Here is a 24,678-nt window from a genome sequence, read left to right as displayed (position 1 = left end):
AGAGGATGCGGCGTGCTCCGACGGTACCGGGAGCCCGGCCGTGGGTCAGCGGCTCGCGCGAGTCTTCCCGAGCGATCCAACCCAGAGCCCGTCACGGGCCCGCGTCATCCCCACGTACAGCTCCCGCCGGTCGAGCTCGCGCCGTTCGCGATCCGCGACCGACTCAGTCTCCGGCGCATCCGCGAGCAGCTTCGCTGGAACGTGGGGCAGGAGCACCTGCTTGAACTCGAGGCCCTTCGCGCGCTTGATCGTGCCGACGCGGATCTGGTCCGAGCTCTTGCCGGCGTAGTACTTGAGCGACACCGAGGGCACACCAGCGGCGTCGAGCACCGCCCGGACCTTGTCGGCCTGGGGGTTCGTCGCCGTCAGGATCCCGACGTCGCCGTGGCCCGTCCCGACGAGCCGGAGGACCTGCTCGACCCGCGCCAGCAACCCTGCGTCGTGCGCGTCACGATCGGCGAAGTGGTGCACTGCGGGGCGCTCGCCGGACCGCGACACCGCAGACACCGCGTCGCCGGCCCCGTCGATGCCCTCGATGTCCATGAACTGGTCGTCCGTCACCATCTGCTTCGCGAAGTCGAGGATCTCGGCGGTGTTCCGGTGGTTGACGTCGAGGACGACGCCTCGGCCCGCGAGGCTGATGCCGACCTCGCCGAGGGTGTAGCCGCCGGGGTAGATCGTCTGCTGGCCGTCGCCGATGAGCGTCAAGCCGTCGGGGCGGTCGCCGACGAGGGCGTGCAGGAGCGAGACCATCGCGCACGACAGGTCCTGGGCCTCGTCGACGATGACGGCGTCGTACCGGTCGAGGGGGAGTTCGCGCAGCGCATCGCGCGCCAGGAGCACCGTGTCCTCGAAGTCACACACGCCCCGACGGCGGAGGTTCGCCGAGTACGCCTCGTACAGGTCCCAGACCGCCTGGCGGACCTCGACGGGCAGCGCGTGCTTCCGGCCGACGCGGGCGAGGTCAGCGTACTCGTCGAAGTGCGTCAGACCGCGACCCTTGATGACGTAGGCGATCTCGTCCTCCCAGTAGCGGCGCGTGAAGCGGGCCGCCTTCAACGGACTGGAGGCGCTGATCACGTTCCACGCATCGGAGAACGCGCGCTGTGCCTCCAGGGTGTCGATCGTGAAGGTGACCCCGCGCTCCTTCAGGAGACGGTTGGCGAAGGCGTGGACGTTGACGAAGTCGACGCGGCCGACCATGTCGGGCGCGAGCCGCTCGAGCAGCGACTCGAGGACCGCGGGAAGGGTGCGGATGTAGGTGGTGAAGAGGACGCGACCACCGGTGGCGCGCGCGAGGTAAGCGGCACGGTGCAGACCGACCACGGTCTTGCCGGTGCCGGCGGCACCGCGGATGCGAGCGGGACCGTTGAAGTTGCGGCGGACGAGCTTGGCCTGAGCCGGGTCGAGGAAGGCCATCCAGTCCTCGATGGGTGCTTCGAGAACGCCGTCGAGGAGGTGGTCGACCGTTTCGTCGTCGAGCACCGGCGCCGGGTCACGGGGGAGTACCGGGGCGGGGACGACGAGCTGTTGCGGTGCCGCCGGTGCCTCGCCGATGACGGGGAAGTGCTCGAGGAGCGCGGCAAGGACCTCGTCGACGCGCTTGGCGGAGAGCCGTGCGCCGCGCTTCGTGAGGTGTCCGATCAGGTCGTGTACGCCGACGATGTCGACGGAGGCGACCCTGGCGTGCATCTTCTTCTGGCCGGCGAGTGCGGCGACCGCGTGGACCTCGCCGGGCGCGAGACCGATGTCGACGAGGGCGGCCTCGGTGCTGTACGCGAGGTCGGCGAGGCGGGCGATGTCGTCGGTGACGTCCTCCTGGCCGCGGGTGATGCGGTCGTTGTGGACGGCGACGTCGCGCCATGCCTTGGTGTCGACGATGAAGACGCCGGAGCGGCCGACGACGACCATGTCGACCTGGGCGGTGCGGCTGCCGGGCCAGCGGCGGTCGGCGAGGAGGTGGTAGCCGATGCCGGCGAGTGGGGCGAGTATCCGAGCGGATTCGCTCTCGGTGCGTTCGGCGATCTCGTAGCGGGAGGCGCGTTGCTCGGCGTCGTCAGCGCGGCGGCGGTGCTCGGCTGCGAGGCTTCGCTGGCGGCGGGCTTCAGCGCCTGCCGATTCTCCGGCCATCGTCATGGTGCGTTCCCCGGGGATCCTGTGCGTCGCAGCGCGCGTCGTCCCCTGGGCGTGCGGTGCTGAACCATCCTCGTGGATGTGGGGCGCGCGGGGTCAGTACCCGTTTGGGGTGCAAGTGAGTTGCGCTCTGGTGCTCAACGGAGATGCTGTCCGCGACGTCCGCGCTGCTACCGTCTCGGCATGGCCGAAGACGAACTCCAGGAAGAACTCCGCGCGTTCGTCCGAGAACGCGAATGGGCGCAGTTCCACACCTCGGAGAACCTCGCGAAGAGCATCTCGATCGAAGCGGCGGAGCTGCTCGAGTGCTTCCAATGGGATGCGGAGGGTGACGAGTCGCGGGTGCGCGGCGAGCTTGCGGACGTCCTCACGTACTGTTTTCTCTTGGCCGACCGGGTCGGTGTCTCGCCCGACGCTCTCATCCGGGAGAAGCTCGCCGTGACGCGGACCAAGTACCCGGTTGAGCGAGCTCGAGGGCGGAGCACCAAGTATGACCAGCTTTGACATCGAGAAGCTGCCCTTCACCGCCGAGCATCTTCGGTCTTGGCGAGACGTCGACCATCGCTTCATCAACTGGCCGGTCGTGTACATCCTCGACGACGGGAAACGGGTCTACGTCGGGGAGACGTTGAACACGGCCGCCCGCATGCGTCAGCACCTGGACTCCCCTGAGCGCGGAGCGCTGAAGGCGGTTCGCCTCGTGCTCGATGACACCTTCAACAAGTCCGTCTGCCTCGATCTTGAGTCGCAACTCATCGCTCTGCTCGCCGCAGATGGCAAGTACACGGTCTTGAACAGCAACAAGGGGATCGTCGACGCCGAGTACTACGACCGGCCTCGTTACCGCGAGACGTTCCGGGAAATCTTCGATGCCCTGCGGCGTCAGGATGTGTTCACGCGGAGCTTGCCGGAGATCGAGAACCGGGAACTCTTCAAGCTGTCACCGTTCAAGGCCCTCAATCGTGATCAAGCGGTCGTGATGGAGGACATCCTCGAGGGCCTGTTCGACGATTGGGAGCTCGATGCAGCTGCGCCGATCGCAGTTCAGGGTGACCCCGGCACGGGCAAGACCATCGTCGCGGTCTACCTCCTCAAGCTCCTCCGTGACATCGCTGCAGGAAAGGGATTCGACGATCTCGAGAGCGACGCGCTGTTCTCCGACTTCTTCACCGAGGAGAATCGCAACCGCTTGAGCAGCGCGCGGCTCGGGCTCGTCGTGCCGCAGCAGGCACTGCGCGCATCGCTCAAACGCATCTTTGCGAAGACCCCGGGGCTCGACAAGGGGATGGTTCTGACACCGTTCGAGGTGGGGCAGAGCGATGAGCGATGGGACCTGCTCGTCGTGGACGAGTCTCATCGGTTGAATCATCGAGCCAACCAAGTTTCCGGCATGCAGAACAAGAACTTCGGCGAGATCAACCGGAAGCTCTTCGGTGAGGACGCGGACCACCTGACCCAGGCCGACTGGATCCGTAGACAGAGTCGGCACCAGATCTTCCTGATCGACTCCGACCAGAGTGTCCGACCGGCCGACCTCCCGCAGAGCACGCAGAGGGCACTCATCGCAGGGGCTCGCGAAGCGGATCGCCACTACCGGCTCTTCACACAGATGCGAGTGCGAGGTGGCTCGGATTACGTGTCGTTCGTTCGCGGGTTGCTCCGTGGTGAGCAGCGGGAGCGAGCGGACTTCGGCGACTACGAGCTGCGCTTCTTCGACGACCTGGGGGAGATGCACGAGGCAATCCGTGCACGCGACGGCGAGGTGGGGCTCGCACGCCTCGTGGCCGGGTACGCATGGGAATGGAAGAGCAAGAACGACGCGGACGCCTACGACATCGAAATACACGGGCAACGCCTGAGGTGGAACCAGACGCAGAAGGACTGGATCACGTCAGCGGGCGCGTTGGAGCAAGTCGGTTCGATCCACACTGTGCAGGGCTACGACCTGAACTACGCGGGAGTCATCATCGGCCCGGACATGCGCTTCGATCCGGAGACCCAGCGGATCGTGTTCGATCGGACGAACTACTTCGACAAGAAGGGCATGGAGAACAATCCGCGCCTCGGTATCGCGTACTCGGACGACGACATCCTTCGGTTCGTGTCCAACGTCTACGCGGTCCTCATGACGCGAGGAGTGCTCGGGACGTACGTTTACGTCGTGGACCCAGCTTTGCGTGAGCGGCTGCGAGAGGCCATGCGGGACGGGTGAGTCGAGCTCGCCGTCCACAGAACAAGCCACCAATGCTGGGGGCTGCTGAAGGGAGGCATGACTCACTATGGTGAGGTCGTGAGCAGTTCCCTCTACGCCGTCCCCAACGCCACGTGGCCAAATCTCGAGGTGGCAGGGGAGTCGCAGTACCAAGCGTCCATCCGTGCCCTACTTGGGCGCCTGGCCAAGGACCAGGACAAGGAGTTACAGACCGAGGCGCTCCTTGTTCCAGAGCCCGACAACCCCTATGATTCGCGCGCGATCAGCGTACGGGTCCAGGGCGCGGTAGTGGGGTACCTGACTCGCGCGGATGCCCGAGCATTCGCTCCGATCCTGCACCGACTCGCCGCGTCGGGAGTGACTGCGGTCGTTCCCGCAAGAGTTTGGGGCGTATTGCGCGATGACTGGGAGGGCAAGGGAGCCCGCTTCCACTCGAATGTTCGAGTAGCGCTTCCAGAACCGCACCTCATCGTACCGCTGAATGACGGCCCATCCGAGCCGTACTCGATCCTGCCCTGGGGGTCGGGGTTGCAGGTTACGGGCGAGGAAAAGCACTTTGACGTTCTCGCTCCATTTGCCGGTCAAGCGGACCGGTCTTTGTTGCTGGTAACGCTGCATCGAGGAAGCGAGGAGAAGGCGCGTGGTGGGCAGCGCGAGTTCATCGAAGTACGTGTGAACGGGCAGCGGGTTGGGGAGCTGAGTACTCAGTCGTCTCGGCACTACTTCGCGCTCGTTGACCACCACGCCGCGAAGGGCCTCGCCGTCGCAGCATGGGCACACCTCAAAGGCTCAGCTCTTGCCGCGGAGGTCGTGCTGCAGGCTTCGAAGGCCAGCGAAGTTGAGAATTCATACTTGGATGGTGACGCCCGGACAATGGCACAACTCGTCGCACCCGCGGCCAGCTACGATGTTCCACCGTCCTACACTGGACTCCCTCGCTCGGCGTCTCCGCAACGGACCGAGGCGACCCCGAGGAAAGCGCCGGGAACCGCGCCGTCGGCCGGGAAGAAGCAAGTAGCTGCGGCAGCGAAATCGGGATGTGCCGTGGTAGGCGTGGGGCTCCTCAGCCTCGGTGGTGGCCTGGTGACCGCGGTCCATCAGTTTCTCAGCTGATCTCGCTCTGGTCATTGTCCGCCACGCTGTGGTCACGACCGCTTCCGCGGACTGTGCAGGCCGCGCCCTGGGCTGACCGGAACGTTGGAGAGCGCCCCGCGAGGTGCTCGACTTCGCTGCTAAGGGTCGGGTAGACATCGCCCGCCGATGCGAGGTGTTGAGGGAGGGGTGTCTCATCGGCTTCTGTGGCCGTTGATTGGTGACGCCCCGCTAGGACGTGGCAGACCAACGTTCCCATGCATCCTCCAGAGCCTTCCTGCTGGGCTGGAGCGGGAGATGGCTGAGGTTGCTCCGGATCACCCGCGACTGGCCCTTGTTTTGCTGAACCCTGAACACCACCTCGGTTGTCAGGGGTTCGAAGGCGTACCATCCTGCGTCATACATTCGGTGGTGATTGCTGCAGAGCGGGATCCCATTGCGGGCGTCATCGGAGCCCTGTAAGGCTTTAGTGCGGATGTGTGCGGCTTCGATGACGGGCTCCGCGTCGAGGTCGCACACAGCGCAACGAGCTCCGTACCTCTGCAGTACTGCAAATGCGAATCGCGCTTGGTTCGGTCTTGCTTTGCGTCGTTGCCAACGAGTCTCGACGTCATCGATGACGAGCTCGAACTCGTCGTTCTCATCATTCCCAGGCTCTGGCGGAAGCGGATCATCGTCCAGGAACGTGATGAGTACCGAACCCCGCGTAATGTCGACGCTCTCGACGACTGCGCGGCGGACCGATCGGGACGCCGGTCGGGCACCCGGCAGGATTACGAACACCGGCATCGCCAGCTCGTAAGCACGAACGGTGGCCGCAATTTCCGCCTGATCTCTACCTTCACGCGTGGTCCGCGGCAGCCGGTAGATGACTCCGTGTACATTGCGCTCGTTAGCGTAGGCCTGTCCGAGATCGAGAAAGGAGACTGCAACGCCAGCGGGGGCGATCGCACTTTTCGTTGTGGCCACGTCGACATAGATTCCGCGCCCACCCGCTCGCAGGTGTAACGGTTCCAGTGCCCTCGGGAGGATGTCGTCCGGGGCTCCAGCAGCCTTCGCGGCGACCCACATATACTCGCGACGTCGTATCTCAGCGTTCCGAGCTGCCAGTCGCGGCAGGTCTATGCGGGAGGGATCGAAGCCGTCGGCTAGCGCCCAGACGCCGTCCGAACGAGCCTGCAACACTCCGCGTTCCACCAGCCGTTGTCGTTCGAAGCTGACGCGATTTCGCCACTTTGTTTCGAACTGCCTGGTGTTCTGGTGTGAGATGTCCTCTGTTGTCCACTGGCCGGCGTAAAGCACGTCGAGTGCGTCGAGTGCTTGGGCCCTCGTCGAGGAGCCCCCTACTCCAGCAAGGTAGGTGAGGAGCCGATCCCGGAGTGTCGAATGGGAAGTGAGCGTCACTTTTACATCTTGCCTGCTATGTCTAAGCGCGGCAGCAGGTTGGAAGCTGGCCTCGTGCGCGTGCCTGGGTGTCGCATGTAAGAAGGCGACTGCAAAAGGCTGGTAGGCCGCCAGCGTCCTGCTGCCGGGACCATCGTCGGCGAAGAGGATGGACGTCGTCCGGCAAGACAGTCTGGATGGACCGAGGTCCTCGCTGTCCGTGAAGTGCAGGAGCCGCAGGCCGGTGTGGCTCCGAGTGAGGTGCTCGTCGTGGAACCCAGGGAGACGCTGAGGTAGCTGCCGGCGGCCGCGCAGCGCGATCCGGTGGCCTGTCGTCCTGGCGGCTTGACGCAGCGAACCTGTCTTCTTTGTAGCGATCCCGGTGAGAGACATCGATGTCCGTCTGGTCGGAGGCCGGCCTGTCGGCTCTCGCCCCTAGGCTCGGAGAGCACCAGACGACACGGGGGAGCGCATGCAGATCAGCACCGACGGCCAGGTCCTCCTCAGCCCGAGCGACCTCAGCACGTGGGCGACCTGCGAGTGGGCGTTCCTCCGCCGCCTCGACGCCAAGCTCGGCCGCGGCGGCCCCCTGCCCGACGAGCACGACGACATGCTCGATCGCACCGCACGCCTGGGGGACCAGCACGAGCTCGACTACCTCGAGATCCTCAAGCAGACCCGGCAGGTGGTCGAGTTCGAGCGCCCCGCCCCGCCGGATTACGCCCGAGCCGCAGCCGACGCGCGAGCCGCCTTCACCACCGGTGCCGACGTCCTCTACCAACCGACCTTCCACGAGCCGCCCACCCCCGACCGCCCGGGCTTCATCGGCTTCGCGGACTTCATCCTCCGCAACGGCCAGGGCGCCTACGAGGTCTACGACACCAAGCTCGCCCGCCACGCCAAGATCAGCGCCCTGCTTCAGCTCGCCGCCTACGCCGAGCAGATGCAGGCGCACGGCATCCCGACCGGCGAGCAGGTCCACCTCGTCCTCGGCGACCGAACGACCACCACCCACGACCTCGCCGACATCGCCCCGGTCTACCGCACGCAGCGCGCCGAGCTCGAACGGGTCATCGCCGAGCGGATGCAGGAGCACGAGGAACTGCAGTGGGGCGACCCCCGCTACTCCAGCTGCGGCCGCTGCACGATCTGCCAGACCCAGGTGCAGCAGCACCGCGACCTGGTCCTCGTCGCCGGTATGCGCCTCGACCAGCGGACGAAGCTGATCCGGCAGGGGGTGCGGACGATCGACGACCTGGCGGACCGCACCGCCGCCGTGCCCGGCATGTCGCGGTCGACGCAAGATCGGCTGGTACGGCAGGCGCGCCTCCAGACCGAGACCGAAGCCGAGCAGCAAGCAGGCCGAGCCAACAAGACCAAACCGCGCTTCGAACTCCACGACCCCCGCGCCCTCGACGCGATCCCGGAGCCCGACCCGGGCGACGTCTTCTTCGACTTCGAGGGCGACCCCCTGCACACCGAGGACGGCGTGCACTGGGGTCTCGACTACCTGTTCGGCCTGGTCGACGACCGCGCCGACTTCACCGCCTTCTGGGCGCACACGATCCGCGACGAGCGCCAGGCGCTGGTCGACTTCCTCGCCTTCGTCAAGGAACGCCGCGCGCACCACCCGGGCATGCACGTGTACCACTACGCCGCGTACGAGCGGACGCACCTGCTGTCCCTCGCCGCCCGACACGGCGTGGGGGAGGACGACGTCGACGACCTGCTCCGCGCCGGCGTGCTCGTCGACCTGTACCCGATCGTCCGCAAGGCCCTGGTGGTCGGCAGCCACAGCTACTCGATCAAGAAGCTCGAGCCGCTGTACATGGGCGAGGACCTCCGCCTCAGTGACGTCACGAACGCCGCCGACAGCATCACCGCCTACGTCGAGGCGATCGAGGAACTCCGTAACGGCGACGCCGCCGAGGGCCAGCGGATGCTCGACCAGGTCGCCGACTACAACGCCTACGACTGCCGCTCCACGCTCCGGCTCCGCGACTGGCTGCTGTCGCTCCGGCCCCCGCGCACGGAGCCGGCGACCGAGGACACGGAACTCCTGCCACCGATCCCCGTCGAGCGCGAGCCGAACCCCGTGTACACGGCCCTCGCCGCGCAGATCGCGGACGTCGACCCCCTCGACCGTGACGCCGACCAGACCGCTCTGGCACTCGCGGCCGCCGCGATCGACTACCACCGCCGCGAGGCCAAGACCTTCTGGCAGGACCACTTCGACCGCCTCCGCAACCCCGTCGACGACTGGGCCGACACCCGCGACGTCCTCGTCGTCGAGCGCGCATCCGTCGAGCGGGACTGGGACACGCTGCCGCGTGCCCGCTCGCAGTCACGGGAGATCCGCCTGTCCGGGACGCTCGCGCCCGGTTCGCGGATCCGGCCGGGAGGCACGCCCCACCTCGTCTACGACGACCCACTCCCGCCGTCGGTCAGCGCTCCGGCGCCGGGTTCGAAGGGCGCGTCGGCTCGCGCGGTCGTGCTGGAAGCGGCCGACAACGGCGACGCGTTCGAGGTCCTCGTGAAGGAGAGCCTGCCGGTCGGCGGCGGGGAACCGCACCACGACTTCCCGGTCGCGCTTGCGCCGGCCGCCCCGCCGCGGGCGAAGCCGCAGCCCGAGGCGATCGCCGAGTGGGGGCAGGAGGTGCTCGACGCCCTGCCGTCGATGCTGCCCGACCCCGCGCTCGACCTGCTGCGCCGGGTGCCGCCGCGCGGTGCCCTCGCCCCGGTGGCAGGCGACGACACAGTCTCCGCGGTCGTCACGACGCTGCTCGGGCTCGACCGGTCGTACCTGGCGATCCAGGGCCCTCCCGGCACGGGCAAGACCTACGTCGGGTCGAACGTCGTCGCCCGGCTCGTCCGCGAGCACGGGTGGCGCGTGGGGGTCGTCGGCCAGTCGCACGCGACCTCGGAGAACTTCCTGTCGTCGGTGGTCCGCGCTGGTGTGTCCGCCGACCGCGTGGTGAAGGTGCCGAAGTCCGGTGCCAGCGAGGACGAGCTCGAGGCCGCCGCGTGGACGCCGGTGAAGAACAACGCCGCCGTCTCGGCCTTCCTGTCGTCCTGCGCGGAGACCGGCACCGGGGGAGTCGTCGGCGGCACCGCGTGGACGTTCGCGAACGAGGGCACGATCCCGCGGCGCTCCCTCAACCTGCTCGTGGTCGACGAGGCCGGGCAGTTCTCGCTCGCCCCGACGATCGCGTCGTCGATCGCCGCGCAGCGCCTGCTGTTGCTCGGTGACCCGCAGCAGTTGCCCCAGGTGTCGCAGGGGTCGCACCCCGAGCCGGTGGACCAGTCCGCGCTCGGGTGGCTGGCGGACGGGGGGCACGTGCTCCCGCCCGAGTTCGGCTACTTCCTGGCGCACACCCGGCGGATGGAGCCCGCGCTGACCGCGTCGGTCTCGGGGCTGTCGTACGACGGGCAGCTGACGTCGATCGTGAGTGGTCGGCACCTCGACGATCTCGACCCGGGCGTCCACCCGGTGCCGGTCGTGCACAGCGGCAACACGACGTCGTCGGGGGAGGAGGCTGCACGTGTCGTCGAGCTCGCCCAGAGCCTGATCGGCCGCCGGTGGGTCGACGGCGAGGTGTCGCGGTCGTTGACGGACGAGGACGTCATCGTCGTCGCGCCGTACAACGCGCAAGGGGCCCTCATCCGCGAGGCCCTCGACCGCGCCGGACTCCGAGGGACCCAGGTCGGGACGGTCGACATGTTCCAAGGGCGCGAGGCCGTGGTGTCGATCACATCGCTCGCGGCCTCGAGTGCGGCGGACATCCCGCGCGGGCTCGACTTCCTGCTCATGCCGAACCGGCTCAACGTGGCGCTGTCCCGGGCGCAGTGGGCGGCGTACCTCGTCTACTCGCCGGCGCTCACCACAGGGCTGCCGCCGTCGATCAGTGGGCTGTCCCTGCTCTCGCGGTTCATCGAGCTGGTGGAGCCGCGCCGCTGACGCCGCAGGGCGACCGAGGTCAACCGGCCTGTATCGTGCCGACCGCCGAGCTGTAGGTCACGACGGAGCCGTGCTGCGAACCTACGAGGGTGACTGACCATGCTGAGCGATCTGCGGCGACCGAGTAGAGCACTCGGGTGCCCTCGGGCAACGAGGCGAGCCCGGTCCCATCCGTGAGCGCGAGCCTGCTCGGCTGTTCAGCGACGACGAGCTCCGACGGGTAGACGCCGCTCGGGAAGTACTGACGCATGGCGAACGACAGCGTGCCAGCGCTCTGCATCAGGGCGTTGTGTTCGCCGTCGACGGTCAGGGCTCCCGACGGCTGCTCGCTGGATGCCTCGGGAACGGCCGCTGGGTCAGCTGCGGGAGGAGGCGCGGCCGTGCCGGTGTCGGGCTCGACGACGGAGGGCGCGGGGGTCGTCGTCGACGTCAGAGCCGGGAGCGAGAGCGCGGGCAGCTGGACCCCCACACTGACCAGCCCGAACGCCAGCAGGGCGTAGAGCATCAGCGCAGAGCCGACCGCGCCGAGGACGATCCCGACCCGGCCGAACGCCCTCGAGACGACCGAGCCCCATCGGGCACGACGGACTGCTTGGACGCCGCAGACGATCGCCGTCACGCCGATCGTGCTGACGATGAAGCCCGACGGCACGCCCTGGTGCTGCGGCTCCACGAGCGCGAGCACGACACTCCCCAGGCCGAGCAGCATCGACAGGGTCGCGAAGGCCCACGGGCGGGTGCGGGGCGGGGTGCAGTCCGTTGCGGAGGCTGCGGTGAGGAGCGGAGACGGCGCGTACAGCGGCGGCATCCCTCGACGTGTCCGCGTTGGCGGGGTCGACGGCTCGCTCGGCGACCAGTCTCGCGGTCCGGGTCCACCCAACGGCACGTGCGCCCCCTCGGTTCGGCAACCATCCCATGGTGCCGATCGAGCCGATCCTGAAGAATCCCCAGGACTGGGTCGGTGCAGTGGTCAGAGAGGGGCAGTCGCGCCACTACGATCGCGATCCGGCGCGTGACGATCTCGGTGCGCGATCGTCGGGGATCCTGAACCGGGATCGTCAGCCGCGGATCGCAGTCAGCAGGTCCGCCGCGCCGGTCCCGGGCGGACCCGCGCGGTCAGCAGCGACCTAGCCCTGGGTGGAGTCCGCGGCGTCGGGGGCGTCGTCGCCGGGGATCTCGCCGCGCATCTGCGCCCGAATCCCGGCGAGCACGTCGGCGTGCAGGAAGTTCGCGTCCTCGGCGCTGGTCGGGTCGACGACGATGCCGAACTCCTCGGGCACGGCGGTGACGAGCTCGGCCATGCGGACCGGGCGGGCCTCGGTGCCGGGCACACCCTCGCTGAGCTGCGCGGGGTCGGTGAACACCGGGACGAACGGCAGGTCGCGGATCATCACGTGCGCGATGCTCCCACCCTCGGGGTCGTCCGCCGGCTTCCACGGCACCCAGGCTGCGCTGCCGAGGAACCCCTGCGCCGACGATGCCATGCGGCGCCGCAGGGCTCCGGCGGGCGATTCGGTCTTGCCGGCACCGGGGCCGAACGCCGACCCGCTCGTGTCGTTGCTGCTCATGGGGTTCCCTCCGCCGTGGTGTGCCCGGCCATGCTCCCACGTCGCCGGAGCGGAACCGAACGCGGCGCCGCCGCTGCCGGCTCCCCACCGGACGTCAGCGGCATTGCGGGGGTGGGGCGTGCCTCCAGACCGACGACGGCGCCCGACCCACCAGGTTGGCCGGGCGCCGGACGGACCACGCTCAGTACTTGGCCGACTGCCCGCCGTCGATCGGGATCACCGCGGCGTTGACGTACGAGGCGTCGTCGGACAGCAGGAAGGCGACGACGGCAGCGATCTCGGGGGCCTCGCCGTAGCGCTTCGTGGGGTTGACCTGGATGAACTCCTCGGCGGCCTTCCGCGGGTTCTCCGGGTCGATCTGCTTCATCGAGTTCTCGACCATCGGGGTCCAGATCGCGCCCGGTGCGATGGCGTTGATGCTGATGCCGTACTGGCCGTACTCGACGGCGGAGTTGCGGGTCAGGCCGACGACGCCGTGCTTGGCGGCCGCGTAGCCCGACTGGTTGCCGACGCCTCGGATGCCGCCGACGCTCGCGGTGTTCACGACCTTGCCGGAGCCCTGCTCGCGCATGACCTTCAGGACCTTCTCGAGGCCGAGGAACACGCCCCGCAGGTTGATCGAGACGACCTTGTCGAACTCGGCGGCGGTGAAGGACTCGGTGGGGTTCTGCTTGCCCTCGATGCCGGCGTTGTTGAAGAAGCCGTCGATGCGGCCGAACCGCTCGGCGGTCGCGGTGACGTAGGCATCGACCTGGGCTTCGTCGGAGACGTCGGCGACGGTGGTCAGCACCTGGGCGTCGGGGGTCGCCTCGAGGACGGCGGCCTTCGTGGCCTCGAGTCCGTCGGAGGAGACGTCGACGAGCGAGAGCTGCGCGCCCTCGGCGGCCAGGCGGACGGCGGTCGCACGGCCGAGGCCGGAGCCGCCGCCGGTGATGAGGACGACGCGGTCGGCGAAGCGGGTGGTGGATGTCATGGATGGCCTCCTGCGGTCTTCGACGGTGAAGGGCTCGGGTCCAGCGGTGGGGCGACGAGTCCGGATCGATGCGCGTGCATCGATGGACGTTAGGCTACACCTGTCGTATAGGCGGGCCATCATCTGATCAGGTGCTCAGCACCGGTCGAGCACCCGCGCCATCGCGTCGCGCTCCGCCGGCGCCACCCAGAGCCGGTAGGCCGTCTTCACCGTGACCTGGTGCTCGACGTAGGTGCAGCGGAACGCCGTGTCCGCGGGGAGCCAGGTCGCCGCATCGCCCGAGCGCTTCTGCGCGTTCGAGTGGCCGTCGACGGCGAACAGGTTCGCAGGGTCGTTCGCCAGGGCCTCGCGCTGCTCCTGGCTGAGCTGCTGCGCGCCGGTGCGCCACGCGTTCTCGAGGGCGACGACGTGGTCGATCTGCACGAGGGTCGACGTCCGGTTGCCCCGCACGAAGTCCACGCGCTCGCCGGTGTACGGGGAGACGAGAGTGCCGCGCAGGACCTTGCACGGGCCCTGCCGTTCGACGTCGGTGAGGTCGCGGGCGAGCACGTCGTTCCGGGTGTCGCAGCCGTTGTGGTCGACGTCGAGCCAGGCGGTGCCGAAGCGGGCCTCGCGGTCGTAGCCGGTGGCGGGGGCCCTGCCCTTCACGGGCAGGGCGGCGAGCTGGCGGCGGGCGGTCTCCGCTGCGGGCGCGTCGGTCTCGCCGGCAGGGCCGTTCGTCGGTGCAGCGGTGATCGTCGGTGCGGTCGTCGACGAGGGTGCCCCGTCCGCGCTCGCGTCGGCGTCCGCGTCGGTCACGCCGGTGGTGTGGAGCAGCCAGGCGGCCAGGGCGACCACCGCGACGAGGCCGAGCGAGGTCAGCGAGGCCCGAGCCCTGCGGCGCGAGGAGGTCGAACGGGTGGAACGCGGACGGCGTCGACGGGACGTCATGGGGAGAGCCTTCGGTGGTGCGGTGGAACGGGCCCGGGTGGACCGTCCACGATCATCCCGTGCGGCACCGACGGAGCAGGGCGTAGACACGGGACATGACCGATCACGCGAATCCCTCCGTGCCCGTCACCGGTGGATCGATGCCGCTCCTCGGCTTCGGCACCTGGCAGATCCCGGACGCCGACGCCCCCGCCACCGTGGGTGCCGCCCTCGAGGCCGGCTACCGCCACATCGACACCGCGACGGGCTACTCGAACCAGCGCGGCGTCGGGAAGGCGCTCGCCGACTCTGGCCTGGCGCGCGACGACGTCTTCGTCACGACGAAGCTCCCGCCGGACAACGCCGACCGTGTGCGACAGACCATCGAGGAGAGCCTCGAGCAGCTCGGACTCGACCACCTGGACCTGTGGCTCGTGCACTGGCCGCCGAACGGTGAGGCCCGACCCGACGTCTGGGAACAGGTCGTCCAGGCGCGGACCGACGGGCTGACGCGAGCCGTCGGCGTGAGCAACTACTCGCTCGCGCAGATCGACGAGCTGACCGAGGCCACCGGGACGACCCCGGCCGTGAACCAGATCCGGTGGAGCCCGGCCGAGTACGACGCCGAGGTCGCCGCCGGGCTGCACGAGCGTGGCGTGGTGCTCGAGGGCTACAGCCCCTTCAAGGCGAGCAACCTGCAGGACCCGACGCTCGTCGAGATCGCCGAGGCGCACGACGCCGACAGTGCGCAGGTCATCGTCGCGTGGCACGTGGCGCACGGGTTCGTCGTGATCCCGAAGTCGTCGAACCCGGAGCGCATCCGATCGAACGCGCTCGGGGCACACCTCGAGCTGTCCGCAGACGAGGTGTCGCGGATCGACGGACTCGCCGGCTGAGCCGGATGCGACGGCAGGCTCAGGTCGGGAACGGCCAGAGCCCGCCGTCGTCGTACGGCTCGGCCAGGTCCACGTCGTGCCTCCGGGCGAGCCTGCTCAGCCGTCGATCAAAGGTCGCGAGCATCCCGTCCACCTGCTGTGCGGTGATGACGGCGATCGCATCCGGGACGCCGACTCGCTCGCGGGCGCGGAGTGCGGCGATTCCGTGCGCCGCTCGATGGGTCAGCGGGACCACCCGGACCCCGATGGACCGGAGGTACGTCTCGTGAGCGGATGCAAGTCCGAGTCTCGACGGACGGACGAGCGCCTCGGCGAAGGTGACGGTCGAGGTGCACAAGGTGTCCCACGCGTGGTCCTCGACGAGTTCGAAGGCCCGCGCGTGCAGAGCGTCGCGGCGGTCGAGCAGGGCGATGAGCACGTTCGCGTCGAGCACGATCACGTCGTCGGGGTCGCGCGGAGCCGCTGCAGGTAGCCGCGCGGGTACATCCCGGAGTAGGCACCGAGCGGACCGACCAGGGTGACTTCGGCGCCGTTGCGCAGGCGGAAGACGGACGTCGCGGTGGCGGGGTCGCGGCGGACGATTCCCGTCCGAGCACGCTCGAGGTCGAGGTCTGCCTCGGGCTCGACGTCCGGGTCTGCGTGACTGCGCGTCAGGAGGTCCGCGACCGGGACGTGAGGTGCGGGACGAGGCTGGGCGGAGCGGCTGTCGTCGACGAACATGCGGCGACGGTACCGACGCGGATGTCCGGACGCGAAGGAGTTCGTATGTCGCGGCTCAGGTGAGCAGGGAGCGGATGTCGTCGGCGCTCAGGTCGTCGGCGAACAGGGCGTCGTCGTCGATCATGGTCGCGAAGAGTTCGGCCTTCTTGCCCGCGAGGGCGAGCACCTTCTCCTCGATGGTGTCCTCGGCGATGAAGCGCTGCACGTTCACCGAGCGGGTCTGCCCGATGCGGTGCGTCCGGTCGACCGCCTGGGACTCGGCGGCCGGGTTCCACCAGGGGTCGAGCACGAAGACGGTGTCCGCTTCGGTCAGGGTCAGCCCGAAGCCGCCGGCCTTGAGCGAGATGAGGAACGCGGGCGCGGTGCCGGTCCGGAATCGGTCGATGACCTGCGGGCGCTTCCGGGTCGACCCGTCGAGGTACTCGTAGCCGATGCCGCGGGCGTCGAGCGCTTCGGCCACCATCCGCAGGAACGTCGTGAACTGGCTGAAGACCAGGGCGCGGCGGCCCTCGGCGGCGAGCTGTTCGAGCTCGTCGAGCAGCAGGTCGAGCTTCGCCGAGGGAACGGGCTCGGCAGCGGCGTCGTCGGCGTCCTGGTCCGCCTGGTGCACGAGTGCCGGTGACAGCGCGAGCATCCGGAGGAGCGTCAGCGACCGGAAGACGATCATCCGGTTGCGCGCGAGGTCGTCGATGAGGTCGAGGACCTTCAACCGCTCCCGGTTCAGGGTCCGCTCGTACAGCGCACGGTGCGCGGGGTCGAGCGTCACCCGGACGACCTGCTCCTGCTTCGGCGGCAGGTCGGCCGCGACGCTCTCCTTCGTCCGTCGGAGCATGAGCGGGCGGATCCGGCGACGGAGCCGGGCGGTGAGTTCCTTGCGGGCGTCCCCGCGCAGGTCGGGGGAGCCGAGCGGCTTCACGTAGTCGTCACCGAAGCGCGACCACGACGACAGCAGCCCGGGCGCGACGACGTGGAACAACGCCCAGAGGTCGGTCAGCCCGTTCTCGAGGGGGGTCCCGGTGATCGCGAACTTCACGGGCGCGGGCAGCTCGGCCGCGACCCGGTGCGTCTGCGACTGCGGGTTCTTCACGAACTGCGCCTCGTCGAGCACCAGCGCCGACCAGGACACCCCGGTGTACTCGGCGGCGTCGAGGCGCAGCAGCGCGTACGACGTCACGACGACGTCCGACTCCGCGGCCGCGCGGGCGACCCGGGTGTGGTCCTTGAGCGAGGTCGCCGTGACGGTGGTCACCCGGAGCGACGGGGTGAAGCGTGATGCCTCGTCCGCCCAGTTGCCGACGACCGACGTCGGCGCGACGACGAGGAACGGCGGTGCATCGGGCTCTGCCTCGCGGGCGGCGGCGATCATCGCGAGCACCTGCAGGGTCTTGCCGAGACCCATGTCGTCCGCGAGCACCCCGCCGATGCCGTGCTCGCGGAGGAACCGCAGCCAGGCGTAGCCGGCGTGCTGGTAGGGGCGGAGGTCGGCGTGCACGGTGTCCGGCACGGGGACCTCGTCCGGCGGTGCGGCGTCGAGCAGGCCGGCGGCGATGCGCTGCCAGCGCTCGTCGTGCTCGGTCTCGTCGGCCAGCTGGTCGAACTCGGACCACAGCCCGGCCTGCAGCGGGGTCACCGTCAGGGCCTGGTCGGGCTCCCACTCGTCGAGCTCGCGGGCTTCCTCGATGAGCTCCTTGAGTCGGTCGAACGTCGGGTCCGCCAACGACAGGTACGACCCGTCGATGAGCTTCATGCGGCGGTCGCGCTTCGCCAGCGCCCGGAGCAGCGGGGTGAAGGGGATCTGCCGCCCGTTCACGGTGACGAAGATGCCGAGGTCGAACCAGTCGTGCTTCTCCGACGGCATCGTCGTGACACGGATGTGTGGCCGGCCGGTCAACCGTTCGTGGTCGCCGGGCTCGCCCTGCACGACGGTCCGGACCCCGTGTGCGGGCAGGGCGGGCAGGAGTTCGGTCGCGAAGACCGCGACGTCCGCACCGTCGACCGTGCCGTCCTCGAACCAGGCGAGACCGCCACCAGGGCCGGGAGGCGCGGATCGCCCGCCGTCGTCGGCCTGCGTCGACTGGTCGGCCGGGTCGTCCGCGGCGCGCACCCCCGACAGGTCGGGGAGCGGGCCGTGCAGCGTGACCGGGTCCTTCCGTCCGTCGACGTGCCAGCGCCACTGCAGGTGCAGGCGGTCGTCGGTCCGGGGAGCCCGGGCCGGCTCGAACGTCGCCGTCAGGACGAGCTCCGGCCGTGTGCGCTCGGGGAGCTCGACCGAGCCGTCGGAGCTGACGAGGCCGAGCGCACCGCGGAGCCGCGGCGACCAGTCGGCCAGGAACTCGTCGACCGACTCCGGCGGGACGGTGATGCGTGCACCCTCGACGAGCATCCGGCTCTGGTCCGCCGGGACGGGTGAGGCGGTCGGCGCCAGGGTGACGTGGAACTCGGGGCTCTCGCGGAAGGCGTAGACGCCGTGGTCGCCGATCGTGCGCGCCGACCCCTCGGGCACCGGGCGCCCGTCGACGACCGCGCTCGCGCCGATGACCAACGCGCCGTCGTGCCGCGCGGCGTCGAGGAGTACACGGGCCTCGCTCCCGAGCACCGCGCCGCCCTCGCGCTTGCCGGTCACGAAGGCGATCCCGAGCCCGGGTGCCTGCTGCAGGAGCGGCCAGAGCAGCGGGCTGCTGAAGTCGTCGAGGTGCACCCAGTCGCTCTCGCCGGGCAGTCCCGCGAGCTGCCCCGCGCGGTGCAGCGCGGAGAACTGCAGGAACCAGGCGTGCTGCTCGGGCGGGATGCCGAGCCGGTTCATCGAGTAGGGGAGCGTGCCCCAGGTGAGCTGCCCACGCACCCAGTTGCCCGCGGCGCTCCGGGTGACCGGGCGCACGCCGAGCCGGACACCGCGAGCTCGCGACGGGAGCGCCCGGCCGGCGGCTCGCGCTCGTGAGGCGAGCGCGGCCGGGACGGCGTCACGCAACTCGAACTGCAGCCCCATCGGCGTGCCCTGCGGGGCGACCACCCGGTCGTCGTCACCGGCGAGGCGGGCGAGGTCGAGCCTCCAGTCCGGGGCGGGAGGAGCGGCCGGGGGGGTCGCTGCTCGGGGTTCGGCGGCGAGGGCCCGCGCGTTGATGGTGAGGAGCGCGGCGGCGACGTGCTTGCAGTCGCCGCCGAGGGGGCAGGAGCACGTGCTGCGGACGGGGCGGACGAACTCGCCGCGGGCGACGGTGGTCTCGACGCGGAGTTCGTAGGGGTCGTCGGCGGAGCCGGAGACGGTCGCAGTGACCGTGCCGTCGTCGTCGTGCCAGGTGGCGTCCTCGACCAGGCCGGCGCGGACCACGTCCCGCGCGCGGCCGAGGGTCTGCGGCCCGACGAACCGGATGACGTCGACGGCGTCGATCATCGGGGCGGCGGGCACGGGTCCATCGTGCCAGGCGCCACCGACCTCCGCTGCTGGCCCTCCGCTGCTAGCGGGGACGGTCAGGTCCTCGACTGGACGCCGCTCTGCCGAGGCGACTGTCCACGTCCCGTTCTGGGGGAGTCGCTGACAGCGGCTCAGGTGCAGGATCGATGCGTGCTGCAGTCACTGGTGTACATGAGCTCCGCCACCGAGCCCTTCGACGAGGCCGACCTCGAGGCGGTGCTCGACCACGCCCGGACGCGGAACACCGCCGACGGGCTGACCGGCATGCTCGTGCACCGGGGCGGACGCTTCATGCAGCTGCTCGAGGGGCCGTACGACGCGGTGATGGCGACCTACGGACGGATCGTCGCGGACGAGCGGCACGACGAGGTCCGGCTCCTCGTCGAGGAGTCGATCCACACCCGGCGGTTCCCGGAGTGGTCGATGGCGTACGACCGCGAGTCCGACGGCGTCGAGGTGCCCGAGGGCTTCAGCACGTTCCTCGACCAGGGCGACCAGAGCGCCGACCAGAGTCGGCCGCGTGAGCTGCTGCGCTGGTTCCGGAACCACCCGATGGCGGACCCGACGGCAGCGAAGGGCAAGCACCGGCGCGACGCCTGACGCCTTGGCTGTTGCCTCCGTCGTGCTCGGGGACCCGGATCGGTCGGGTCATACTGGTCCGGTGACGACACTGCGAGGCATGATCCGCTCGACCGAGACGCGCGAGGCCGAGGGCTACGCGGACTCCGTCGTGGCGGCCAAGGAGGCAGCGGTCGCCGCACTCGACCTGGACGGGTTCGCGCTGACGCAGACGAACGCGGTCGAGAGCAAGGCGACGGGGGAGACCACGATCAAGGCGACGGCCCGGTCGAGCGAGACGCGAGAACACGAGGCGTCAGGGCCGAACTACGAGGCGGCGCTGGTTGCCTACCGGAACACGGTGCCTGAGGGGTGGCAGGCGCAGCACGTGTGGGTGGTGGCGGAGTAGCGCGGGATCGCTGATCAGTAGCCGGCTGCGCCCGTGGCGTGCCCGTCGATGCTGTAGACCGTCGGCTCCGGGACGGGCACGGACGCGTGCTGCCGGAGCCAGAAGCTGCCACCGCCCACGGTGAGCCGGTAGGGGCCGGGAGCCCGGTCGTAGCGCCGTGCGACGGCGTCGCGGTTGTCGGCGTAGATCCCCCGCGTCAGGGTCAGGTGCCCGCAGTCGGTCGTCTCGAGCGACACGGCCGGGTGCGAGGAGCCGACGCCCTTCACCGACCGATTGGACACGGTGACGGCTCGCGCCGACGTGATCGTGCAGGTCACCTGCTCCTGGTGCGCGTCGTCGTAGGCGACCATGACGAACAGCCCCGGGAACGTCGACAGCGTCGTGACGAAGAAGGCCACGGAGAACAGCGTGAACAGCACGTTGCGCACCCGTCTCGGCTTCCGGTCCGCGGTGAGCTTGCCGAAGAAGGCCGTGAACTCCGTCCACGGCTCCGTGGCGTTCTGTTCGAGCCAGCGGACGAGGGCGTCGTGGTTGCGGTGGAACCGGTCGGTGGAGAAGCCTCGACCACGCGCGGTCCGGCCGCGGATGGTGGTGTTGCCCGTTCCCGATGCGCTGAACTCGACGAGCTCCCCGGACGAGATCGTCCGGGTCCGCCGCAGGTACGGCACCACCTCGAGTCGATCCGGGAACACGCGGATGCGGTTCCGGATGCTCCCGACGCTCATGTCCAGGCCGAGCACGCCGAAGGCGAGCAGCAGGCCGCTGGTCCACACGTGGGTGAACCAGTCGCCGCCGAACACCGCTCGGGTCGACGCCAGCCAGATACCGACCGCGAGGACGCCCGTGCACAGTGCCGTCCAGGCGATCGGCGCGACGACACTGCCGCGGACCGTCACCGGACGCACGTCATCGGCGACCCGTGCTGCTTCCCCCACCACGGGTCGACACTACCGAGCCGGGACGCTCCCGCCTTCACGAGCGTTCAGCATGGGTCAGGCTTCCGTTACACCGAGCGCGTCCACCCTGCCGTACTGTCCCTCGAACGGGGCACACGGGGGAGAGGGGCTTCCCCGCAGCGGCCTCGGAGGGGAGAAGCAACATGGCTTCGAGGCAGAAGCGGTCCGTCCGCCTGATGAGCGCGATCGGTGCAGCCACAGTGGTCCTGGCGGGGGTGGTGGTGCCGGCGGCAGCGGCCAGCGCGGCGACCGCGAGCAACGTCATCCTCGACTCGTGGGAGGACGCCAAGGGACGCCAGGTCTTCGTGCGCGAGGGCACCTACGACGCGACGTCGGGCAAGGGCTTCGGGATGCAGAAGATCCGCGACCGCCACAACCTGCACAAGATCAGTTCGCTCAAGTTCGTGGTGGCGAACCCCAACGGCGGCGAGGCTGAGGGCCTGCACCGCAAGTACGAGGCGTGGGCGAACCGCCAGGAGTGCGTGGACGGCAAGTGCAAGTACACGGACAGCATCCCGGTGCGGGTGATCATGAACAACGAGGAGCGGTCGGACTACTACGGGGTGCAACTCCGCGGTCAGAAGATCGGTATCAGTACGGCGTACTGCCTGAGTGACAGCAAGGCCAAGGACTGCCCGTCATGGGTGGACAAGGCACTTGCTGCTCCGACCGACTTCGGCGCGAGGTCCCAGACGTCCTCGGACGCGTCGTCGACAGCGCAGGAGCGGGCCACGCTGACCTACGAGCCGCTGGCTGCGGTACCGTCCGGGATCGACGAGTCGTTCCCGACCGACTGAGCGAGGGAGACCCAGAAGGTCATGAGCACATCCCAGACGATCGACGAGCCGTTCGCGAACGAGTTCGTGGCCGCGGTGCGCGCCCGCTTCCGCGACAGCGAACTGCTGCGTGACGGCATGGAGTGGGTGGCCGGCGGCGTCCGGTCGCCGGATGCAGCGATCATCCTCTACCGGGATCGGCCCGGCGGTCCGGTGCTCGGTCGGCGCTACCTGTTGCGGGAGTACTCGGCGCTCTTCGGCGGCGAGACGGCGCAGTGGCTTGCGACGGAAGCGTGGGTGTCCGACATCACCGACCCGTCGGGGGACGGAGAACCGAAGGACGTCGACTGGGCGGAAGGACTCGTGCCCGATCCGACCAAGGTCCGCTGGCTCGACTAGGACCGGCGGTGCGCGCTGAGAGCGAGCGAGCGAGACCCGCCGGACGGATCCGGCGGGTCTCGCGCTCATCGTGTTCCTGCGGCCCTCAGTAGACCTGGCGGATGTAGCTGATGCAGATGTCGATCTCGACCGTCAGCAGCGAGTCCTGGCGCAGGAACCGCTGGAGCAGCTGCACGTGCGACGGGCTGCCGATGCGGACCCGGTTGGCGGGACCGACGATGTGGATGTGCTCGGTCTCCGCCGACTTGATGATCTTGTACATGATGTGCCCTTCAGTCGGTTCAGGCCGCAGCGGGCCAGACCTGGCGGATGTAGTTCTTGCAGATGTCGATCTCGACCGTGAGCAGGTCGTCCGACTTCTGGAAACGCTCGAGCAGCGAAGCGTGGGAGGGATTGCTGACGTGCACCTTCCCGACGGGGCCGATGATCCACACCCGACCGGTCTCGTTCGCCTTGATCAACTTGAACATGTCGTCGTCGTCTCCTGTGCTGGGGTTGCTGGGTGTCGGAGCTGGCTTGCCGGGGTTGAGGCGGGATGCACTGATCACGCTGGCGGGGTCCTGGTTCGTCCCGTTCACCAGGTACTCGAGGTGGAGGTGCGCTCCGGTCACGTCCCCGGTGGCCCCGACCGTGCCCAGGAGTGTGCCGAGCTCGACGGTCTGGCCCGTCTTGACGGTGATGCTGCCTGCGGTCATGTGGTTGTAGCTCGTGACGTACCCACCGCCGTGGTCGATCCTGACCTGGTTGCCCCAGCCGCTGTTCGCGCCGGCGAAGGCCACCTTGCCGCCCGCGCAGGCGTGGATCGGGACCCCGGACCCGGCCTTGTAGTCGATGCCGTAGTGCATCTTGTACTCACCGGTGATCGGATGTGTCCGCATGCCGTAGGGGGATGAGACGCCCCAGGCTTGCGTGAACGGGAACACGAACGACGGGGCCGCGAAGGCCGGGACTGATCGGAAGATCTCCGAGACGGAGGCTGCTGCTGCCACGCCGGCTGCGCCGGTCAGGAGCATCCTTCGTGACAGCCCCCCTGATTTCTGTGTTTTCACACAGCAAAACTGGCGTATTAACGTGCGCCTCCGCAGTCCTCACTTCAGCGGACTGCGAGGGCGCCTCATCGATGAGACCATTGCTCGGAAACCGCGAACCTGGCGCTGAGGTCTCGGAGTGGTCCCCGCGACGCGCACCTCGCGCGTCAGCGCGGAACTGACTCGTGAGCGCCAGCTTGCTGTGCTTCCGCGAGTACCCGAATTACACGACACCGGGATCAGTGCGGCGGTGGCGGGTGGTGCGAAGGTTGGTCTGGCGCGGATCTAAGGGATGTCACCGCGTGCCGGGTGATGCCGTGACGTAGGGGTTTCGCGGACTGGCTGCGGACTAATTCTCGTAACGCGCGATGGCTTCGCCAAGTTCAAAGATGAGGGTGTCACAGTCCTTCCCGCTGGCACGCGATAGCTGGTCGAGGAGCCAACGGTGGTTCCAGCCCGACCCGACCAAAAGGGGCGTCATGTTGAGCTTCACGCTTCCGTCATCGTCCACCGATGCGGATGATGCCGGCGTCACTGGCAGGAGCGAAAGCTGCTTCGAAGGCGCGCCCATTCGTGTTGTCGTCTCCGGTGGGGTCGTAAGCGGAGACGAGATCCAAAAGGGGGTTCGCTGCTGCAGCGTTAGAAGACATAACGGCACCCTAGCGAGCTACGACGTGTTCATGAATAATCGTCAGGCGACTCTGAATGCACAGGTCGCGTGCCCACCCTTCGGGGTGTGATTCATGGCACTCGCGCCTGAAAGGTGTCCATCCGAGCGAACGCTCTGTCAACTGGGTGCTTCAACTTGAGCACTCGACCGCAGTATTGTGCACCGCAATGCCTCTGGCGATGCGCCGGACCGGTAGTGCCGCGTCATCGCCACTAACGAGTGGCCGATGAGTTTCATGGCGAGCACTTCTGGGACGCCTGCCACGTAGAGGAGGTCGACGGTGAAGTGTCGGGCGTCGTGGAGGCGGACGCCGTTCAGGCCTGCGCGCGTCGCAAGAGCGTGCCAGGCCTTCGAGTCCGCTGACGCGTCGATGGGTTGCCCTAACGACCGCGGCGATCCCGACGTCCGGAGCAGCCCGTAGGGGTTCGGTTCGGCGGATGCGGCTTCGACCCGCTCGAGGATCAGAGAACGGAGCGGCTCCACGAGCGGAATGCGCCTTGACCCGGCGACGGACTTGGGCCGGGTGAACCAGAAGCCGCCGACGAGGTGCCGGCGTTCGTGGTCTGGGGGCGCGAGGATGCGTCGGTCGGGGCACTCGGATCCGCGCAGTCGTCCGCAGAGCTGTC

Annotated in this window: 22 protein-coding genes; 9 read left to right on the top strand and 13 right to left on the bottom strand. The window is 68.9% G+C overall.

Translation table 11 applies throughout. The annotated features are described in order from the left end of the window. Positions 1–45: 45 nt before the first annotated feature. Positions 46–2,136 carry a UvrD-helicase domain-containing protein gene (locus ACIPEQ_RS04085; protein ID WP_402714159.1) on the bottom strand — a complete coding sequence of 697 codons (2,091 nt, stop codon included), beginning with the start codon at positions 2,134–2,136 and terminating at the stop codon, positions 46–48. A gap of 180 nt (positions 2,137–2,316) precedes the next feature. Here ACIPEQ_RS04085 and ACIPEQ_RS04080 point away from each other — a divergent pair, with 180 nt between their 5' ends. The 3 genes from ACIPEQ_RS04080 (at position 2,317) to ACIPEQ_RS04070 (ending at position 5,458) form a co-directional block, all read left to right on the top strand. After that, positions 2,317–2,637, top strand: a complete 321-nt coding sequence (locus ACIPEQ_RS04080; RefSeq protein ID WP_400337622.1) for a nucleotide pyrophosphohydrolase — start codon at positions 2,317–2,319, stop codon at positions 2,635–2,637. After that, positions 2,624–4,345, top strand: a complete 1,722-nt coding sequence (locus tag ACIPEQ_RS04075) for a DNA/RNA helicase domain-containing protein (RefSeq protein ID WP_402714158.1) — start codon at positions 2,624–2,626, stop codon at positions 4,343–4,345. Before ACIPEQ_RS04080 ends, ACIPEQ_RS04075 begins: the two co-directional genes overlap by 14 nt. 78 nt (positions 4,346–4,423) lie before the next feature. Continuing rightward, positions 4,424–5,458, top strand: a complete 1,035-nt coding sequence (locus tag ACIPEQ_RS04070; RefSeq protein ID WP_402714157.1) for an HIRAN domain-containing protein — start codon at positions 4,424–4,426, stop codon at positions 5,456–5,458. A 210-nt stretch (positions 5,459–5,668) separates the two neighbouring features. Here the strand turns inward: ACIPEQ_RS04070 and ACIPEQ_RS04065 are convergent, their stop codons facing one another. Next, positions 5,669–6,841 carry an HNH endonuclease gene (locus ACIPEQ_RS04065; RefSeq protein ID WP_402714156.1) on the bottom strand — a complete coding sequence of 391 codons (1,173 nt, stop codon included), beginning with the start codon at positions 6,839–6,841 and terminating at the stop codon, positions 5,669–5,671. 451 nt (positions 6,842–7,292) lie between these two features. Between ACIPEQ_RS04065 and ACIPEQ_RS04060 the strand changes: the two genes are divergently transcribed. Next, on the top strand, positions 7,293–10,778 hold the full coding sequence (locus tag ACIPEQ_RS04060; RefSeq protein WP_402714155.1) for a TM0106 family RecB-like putative nuclease: 3,486 nt from the start codon (positions 7,293–7,295) through the stop codon (positions 10,776–10,778). Between the two features lie 19 nt (positions 10,779–10,797). Here the strand turns inward: ACIPEQ_RS04060 and ACIPEQ_RS04055 are convergent, their stop codons facing one another. From ACIPEQ_RS04055 to ACIPEQ_RS04040, 4 genes are all read right to left on the bottom strand, one after another. Beyond that, the gene (locus ACIPEQ_RS04055) at positions 10,798–11,586 is read right to left on the bottom strand and encodes a hypothetical protein (RefSeq protein WP_402714154.1); all 789 of its coding nucleotides are present in this window, start codon (positions 11,584–11,586) and stop codon (positions 10,798–10,800) included. A 319-nt stretch (positions 11,587–11,905) separates the two neighbouring features. Continuing rightward, positions 11,906–12,346, bottom strand: coding sequence for an SseB family protein (locus ACIPEQ_RS04050; protein ID WP_209676676.1), 441 nt, complete (start codon positions 12,344–12,346; stop codon positions 11,906–11,908). 181 nt (positions 12,347–12,527) lie between these two features. Then, complete coding sequence (locus ACIPEQ_RS04045) at positions 12,528–13,319, bottom strand: SDR family oxidoreductase (protein WP_402714153.1); 792 nt, start codon at positions 13,317–13,319, stop codon at positions 12,528–12,530. A gap of 135 nt (positions 13,320–13,454) precedes the next feature. After that, positions 13,455–14,249: an HNH endonuclease family protein gene (locus tag ACIPEQ_RS04040; RefSeq protein ID WP_402714152.1), complete on the bottom strand. Its 795-nt coding sequence runs from the start codon at positions 14,247–14,249 to the stop codon at positions 13,455–13,457. Between the two features lie 95 nt (positions 14,250–14,344). Here ACIPEQ_RS04040 and ACIPEQ_RS04035 point away from each other — a divergent pair, with 95 nt between their 5' ends. Beyond that, positions 14,345–15,124: an aldo/keto reductase gene (locus tag ACIPEQ_RS04035; protein ID WP_402714151.1), complete on the top strand. Its 780-nt coding sequence runs from the start codon at positions 14,345–14,347 to the stop codon at positions 15,122–15,124. A 19-nt stretch (positions 15,125–15,143) separates the two neighbouring features. Here the strand turns inward: ACIPEQ_RS04035 and ACIPEQ_RS04030 are convergent, their stop codons facing one another. Genes ACIPEQ_RS04030 through ACIPEQ_RS04020 form a run of 3 tightly spaced genes read right to left on the bottom strand, consistent with a single transcriptional unit; the run spans position 15,144 to position 19,250 of the window. Further along, positions 15,144–15,557, bottom strand: a complete 414-nt coding sequence (locus ACIPEQ_RS04030; protein ID WP_402714150.1) for a type II toxin-antitoxin system VapC family toxin — start codon at positions 15,555–15,557, stop codon at positions 15,144–15,146. 2 nt (positions 15,558–15,559) lie between these two features. After that, complete coding sequence (locus ACIPEQ_RS04025; RefSeq protein WP_402714149.1) at positions 15,560–15,844, bottom strand: hypothetical protein; 285 nt, start codon at positions 15,842–15,844, stop codon at positions 15,560–15,562. A 55-nt stretch (positions 15,845–15,899) separates the two neighbouring features. Further along, entirely contained in the window at positions 15,900–19,250 is a 3,351-nt protein-coding gene (locus tag ACIPEQ_RS04020; protein ID WP_402714148.1) for an SNF2-related protein, read from the bottom strand. A gap of 156 nt (positions 19,251–19,406) precedes the next feature. Here ACIPEQ_RS04020 and ACIPEQ_RS04015 point away from each other — a divergent pair, with 156 nt between their 5' ends. Together ACIPEQ_RS04015 and ACIPEQ_RS04010 are read left to right on the top strand one after the other, a co-directional pair. Beyond that, complete coding sequence (locus ACIPEQ_RS04015) at positions 19,407–19,856, top strand: BLUF domain-containing protein (protein WP_402714147.1); 450 nt, start codon at positions 19,407–19,409, stop codon at positions 19,854–19,856. Between the two features lie 79 nt (positions 19,857–19,935). Then, complete coding sequence (locus ACIPEQ_RS04010; protein WP_402714146.1) at positions 19,936–20,223, top strand: hypothetical protein; 288 nt, start codon at positions 19,936–19,938, stop codon at positions 20,221–20,223. A gap of 14 nt (positions 20,224–20,237) precedes the next feature. Here the strand turns inward: ACIPEQ_RS04010 and ACIPEQ_RS04005 are convergent, their stop codons facing one another. Continuing rightward, complete coding sequence (locus tag ACIPEQ_RS04005) at positions 20,238–21,158, bottom strand: hypothetical protein (RefSeq protein WP_402714145.1); 921 nt, start codon at positions 21,156–21,158, stop codon at positions 20,238–20,240. Positions 21,159–21,322: 164 nt separating this feature from the next. Here ACIPEQ_RS04005 and ACIPEQ_RS04000 point away from each other — a divergent pair, with 164 nt between their 5' ends. Both ACIPEQ_RS04000 and ACIPEQ_RS03995 read left to right on the top strand, forming a co-directional pair. Further along, the gene (locus ACIPEQ_RS04000) at positions 21,323–21,976 is read left to right on the top strand and encodes a hypothetical protein (RefSeq protein ID WP_402714144.1); all 654 of its coding nucleotides are present in this window, start codon (positions 21,323–21,325) and stop codon (positions 21,974–21,976) included. 21 nt (positions 21,977–21,997) lie between these two features. Beyond that, the gene (locus tag ACIPEQ_RS03995) at positions 21,998–22,354 is read left to right on the top strand and encodes a hypothetical protein (protein ID WP_402714143.1); all 357 of its coding nucleotides are present in this window, start codon (positions 21,998–22,000) and stop codon (positions 22,352–22,354) included. Between the two features lie 85 nt (positions 22,355–22,439). On the opposite strand, the gene ACIPEQ_RS03990 is transcribed toward ACIPEQ_RS03995, so the two are convergent. From ACIPEQ_RS03990 to ACIPEQ_RS03980, 3 genes are all read right to left on the bottom strand, one after another. After that, complete coding sequence (locus ACIPEQ_RS03990) at positions 22,440–22,616, bottom strand: hypothetical protein (protein ID WP_250367497.1); 177 nt, start codon at positions 22,614–22,616, stop codon at positions 22,440–22,442. Positions 22,617–22,635: 19 nt separating this feature from the next. Next, a complete protein-coding gene (locus ACIPEQ_RS03985; RefSeq protein WP_402714142.1) occupies positions 22,636–23,343 on the bottom strand; it encodes a M23 family metallopeptidase in 708 nt (235 codons plus the stop codon). Between the two features lie 826 nt (positions 23,344–24,169). After that, on the bottom strand, positions 24,170–24,544 hold the full coding sequence (locus tag ACIPEQ_RS03980; protein ID WP_402714217.1) for a tyrosine-type recombinase/integrase: 375 nt from the start codon (positions 24,542–24,544) through the stop codon (positions 24,170–24,172). Positions 24,545–24,678 lie beyond the last annotated feature (134 nt).

The organism is Curtobacterium sp. NPDC087080 (genome assembly GCF_044745105.1).
Classification (GTDB): Bacteria; Actinomycetota; Actinomycetes; order Actinomycetales; family Microbacteriaceae; genus Curtobacterium.
Note: the sequence above shows the minus strand (reverse complement) of the source record. Positions and strands in the feature narration are given on the sequence as shown.

What these genes read in the sequence shown, in the direction of transcription:
- ACIPEQ_RS04055 (WP_402714154.1), bottom strand. Translation starts at nt 11,586, where the DNA reads ATGCCGCCGCTGTACGCGCCGTCTCCGCTCCTCACCGCAGCCTCCGCA.
- ACIPEQ_RS03995 (WP_402714143.1), top strand. Translation starts at nt 21,998, where the DNA reads ATGAGCACATCCCAGACGATCGACGAGCCGTTCGCGAACGAGTTCGTG.
- ACIPEQ_RS04035 (WP_402714151.1), top strand. Translation starts at nt 14,345, where the DNA reads ATGACCGATCACGCGAATCCCTCCGTGCCCGTCACCGGTGGATCGATG.
- ACIPEQ_RS04075 (WP_402714158.1), top strand. Translation starts at nt 2,624, where the DNA reads ATGACCAGCTTTGACATCGAGAAGCTGCCCTTCACCGCCGAGCATCTT.
- ACIPEQ_RS04010 (WP_402714146.1), top strand. Translation starts at nt 19,936, where the DNA reads ATGATCCGCTCGACCGAGACGCGCGAGGCCGAGGGCTACGCGGACTCC.
- ACIPEQ_RS03990 (WP_250367497.1), bottom strand. Translation starts at nt 22,616, where the DNA reads ATGTACAAGATCATCAAGTCGGCGGAGACCGAGCACATCCACATCGTC.
- ACIPEQ_RS04000 (WP_402714144.1), top strand. Translation starts at nt 21,323, where the DNA reads ATGGCTTCGAGGCAGAAGCGGTCCGTCCGCCTGATGAGCGCGATCGGT.
- ACIPEQ_RS04040 (WP_402714152.1), bottom strand. Translation starts at nt 14,249, where the DNA reads ATGACGTCCCGTCGACGCCGTCCGCGTTCCACCCGTTCGACCTCCTCG.
- ACIPEQ_RS04045 (WP_402714153.1), bottom strand. Translation starts at nt 13,319, where the DNA reads ATGACATCCACCACCCGCTTCGCCGACCGCGTCGTCCTCATCACCGGC.
- ACIPEQ_RS04025 (WP_402714149.1), bottom strand. Translation starts at nt 15,844, where the DNA reads ATGTTCGTCGACGACAGCCGCTCCGCCCAGCCTCGTCCCGCACCTCAC.
- ACIPEQ_RS04085 (WP_402714159.1), bottom strand. Translation starts at nt 2,136, where the DNA reads ATGACGATGGCCGGAGAATCGGCAGGCGCTGAAGCCCGCCGCCAGCGA.
- ACIPEQ_RS04060 (WP_402714155.1), top strand. Translation starts at nt 7,293, where the DNA reads ATGCAGATCAGCACCGACGGCCAGGTCCTCCTCAGCCCGAGCGACCTC.
- ACIPEQ_RS04080 (WP_400337622.1), top strand. Translation starts at nt 2,317, where the DNA reads ATGGCCGAAGACGAACTCCAGGAAGAACTCCGCGCGTTCGTCCGAGAA.
- ACIPEQ_RS04050 (WP_209676676.1), bottom strand. Translation starts at nt 12,346, where the DNA reads ATGAGCAGCAACGACACGAGCGGGTCGGCGTTCGGCCCCGGTGCCGGC.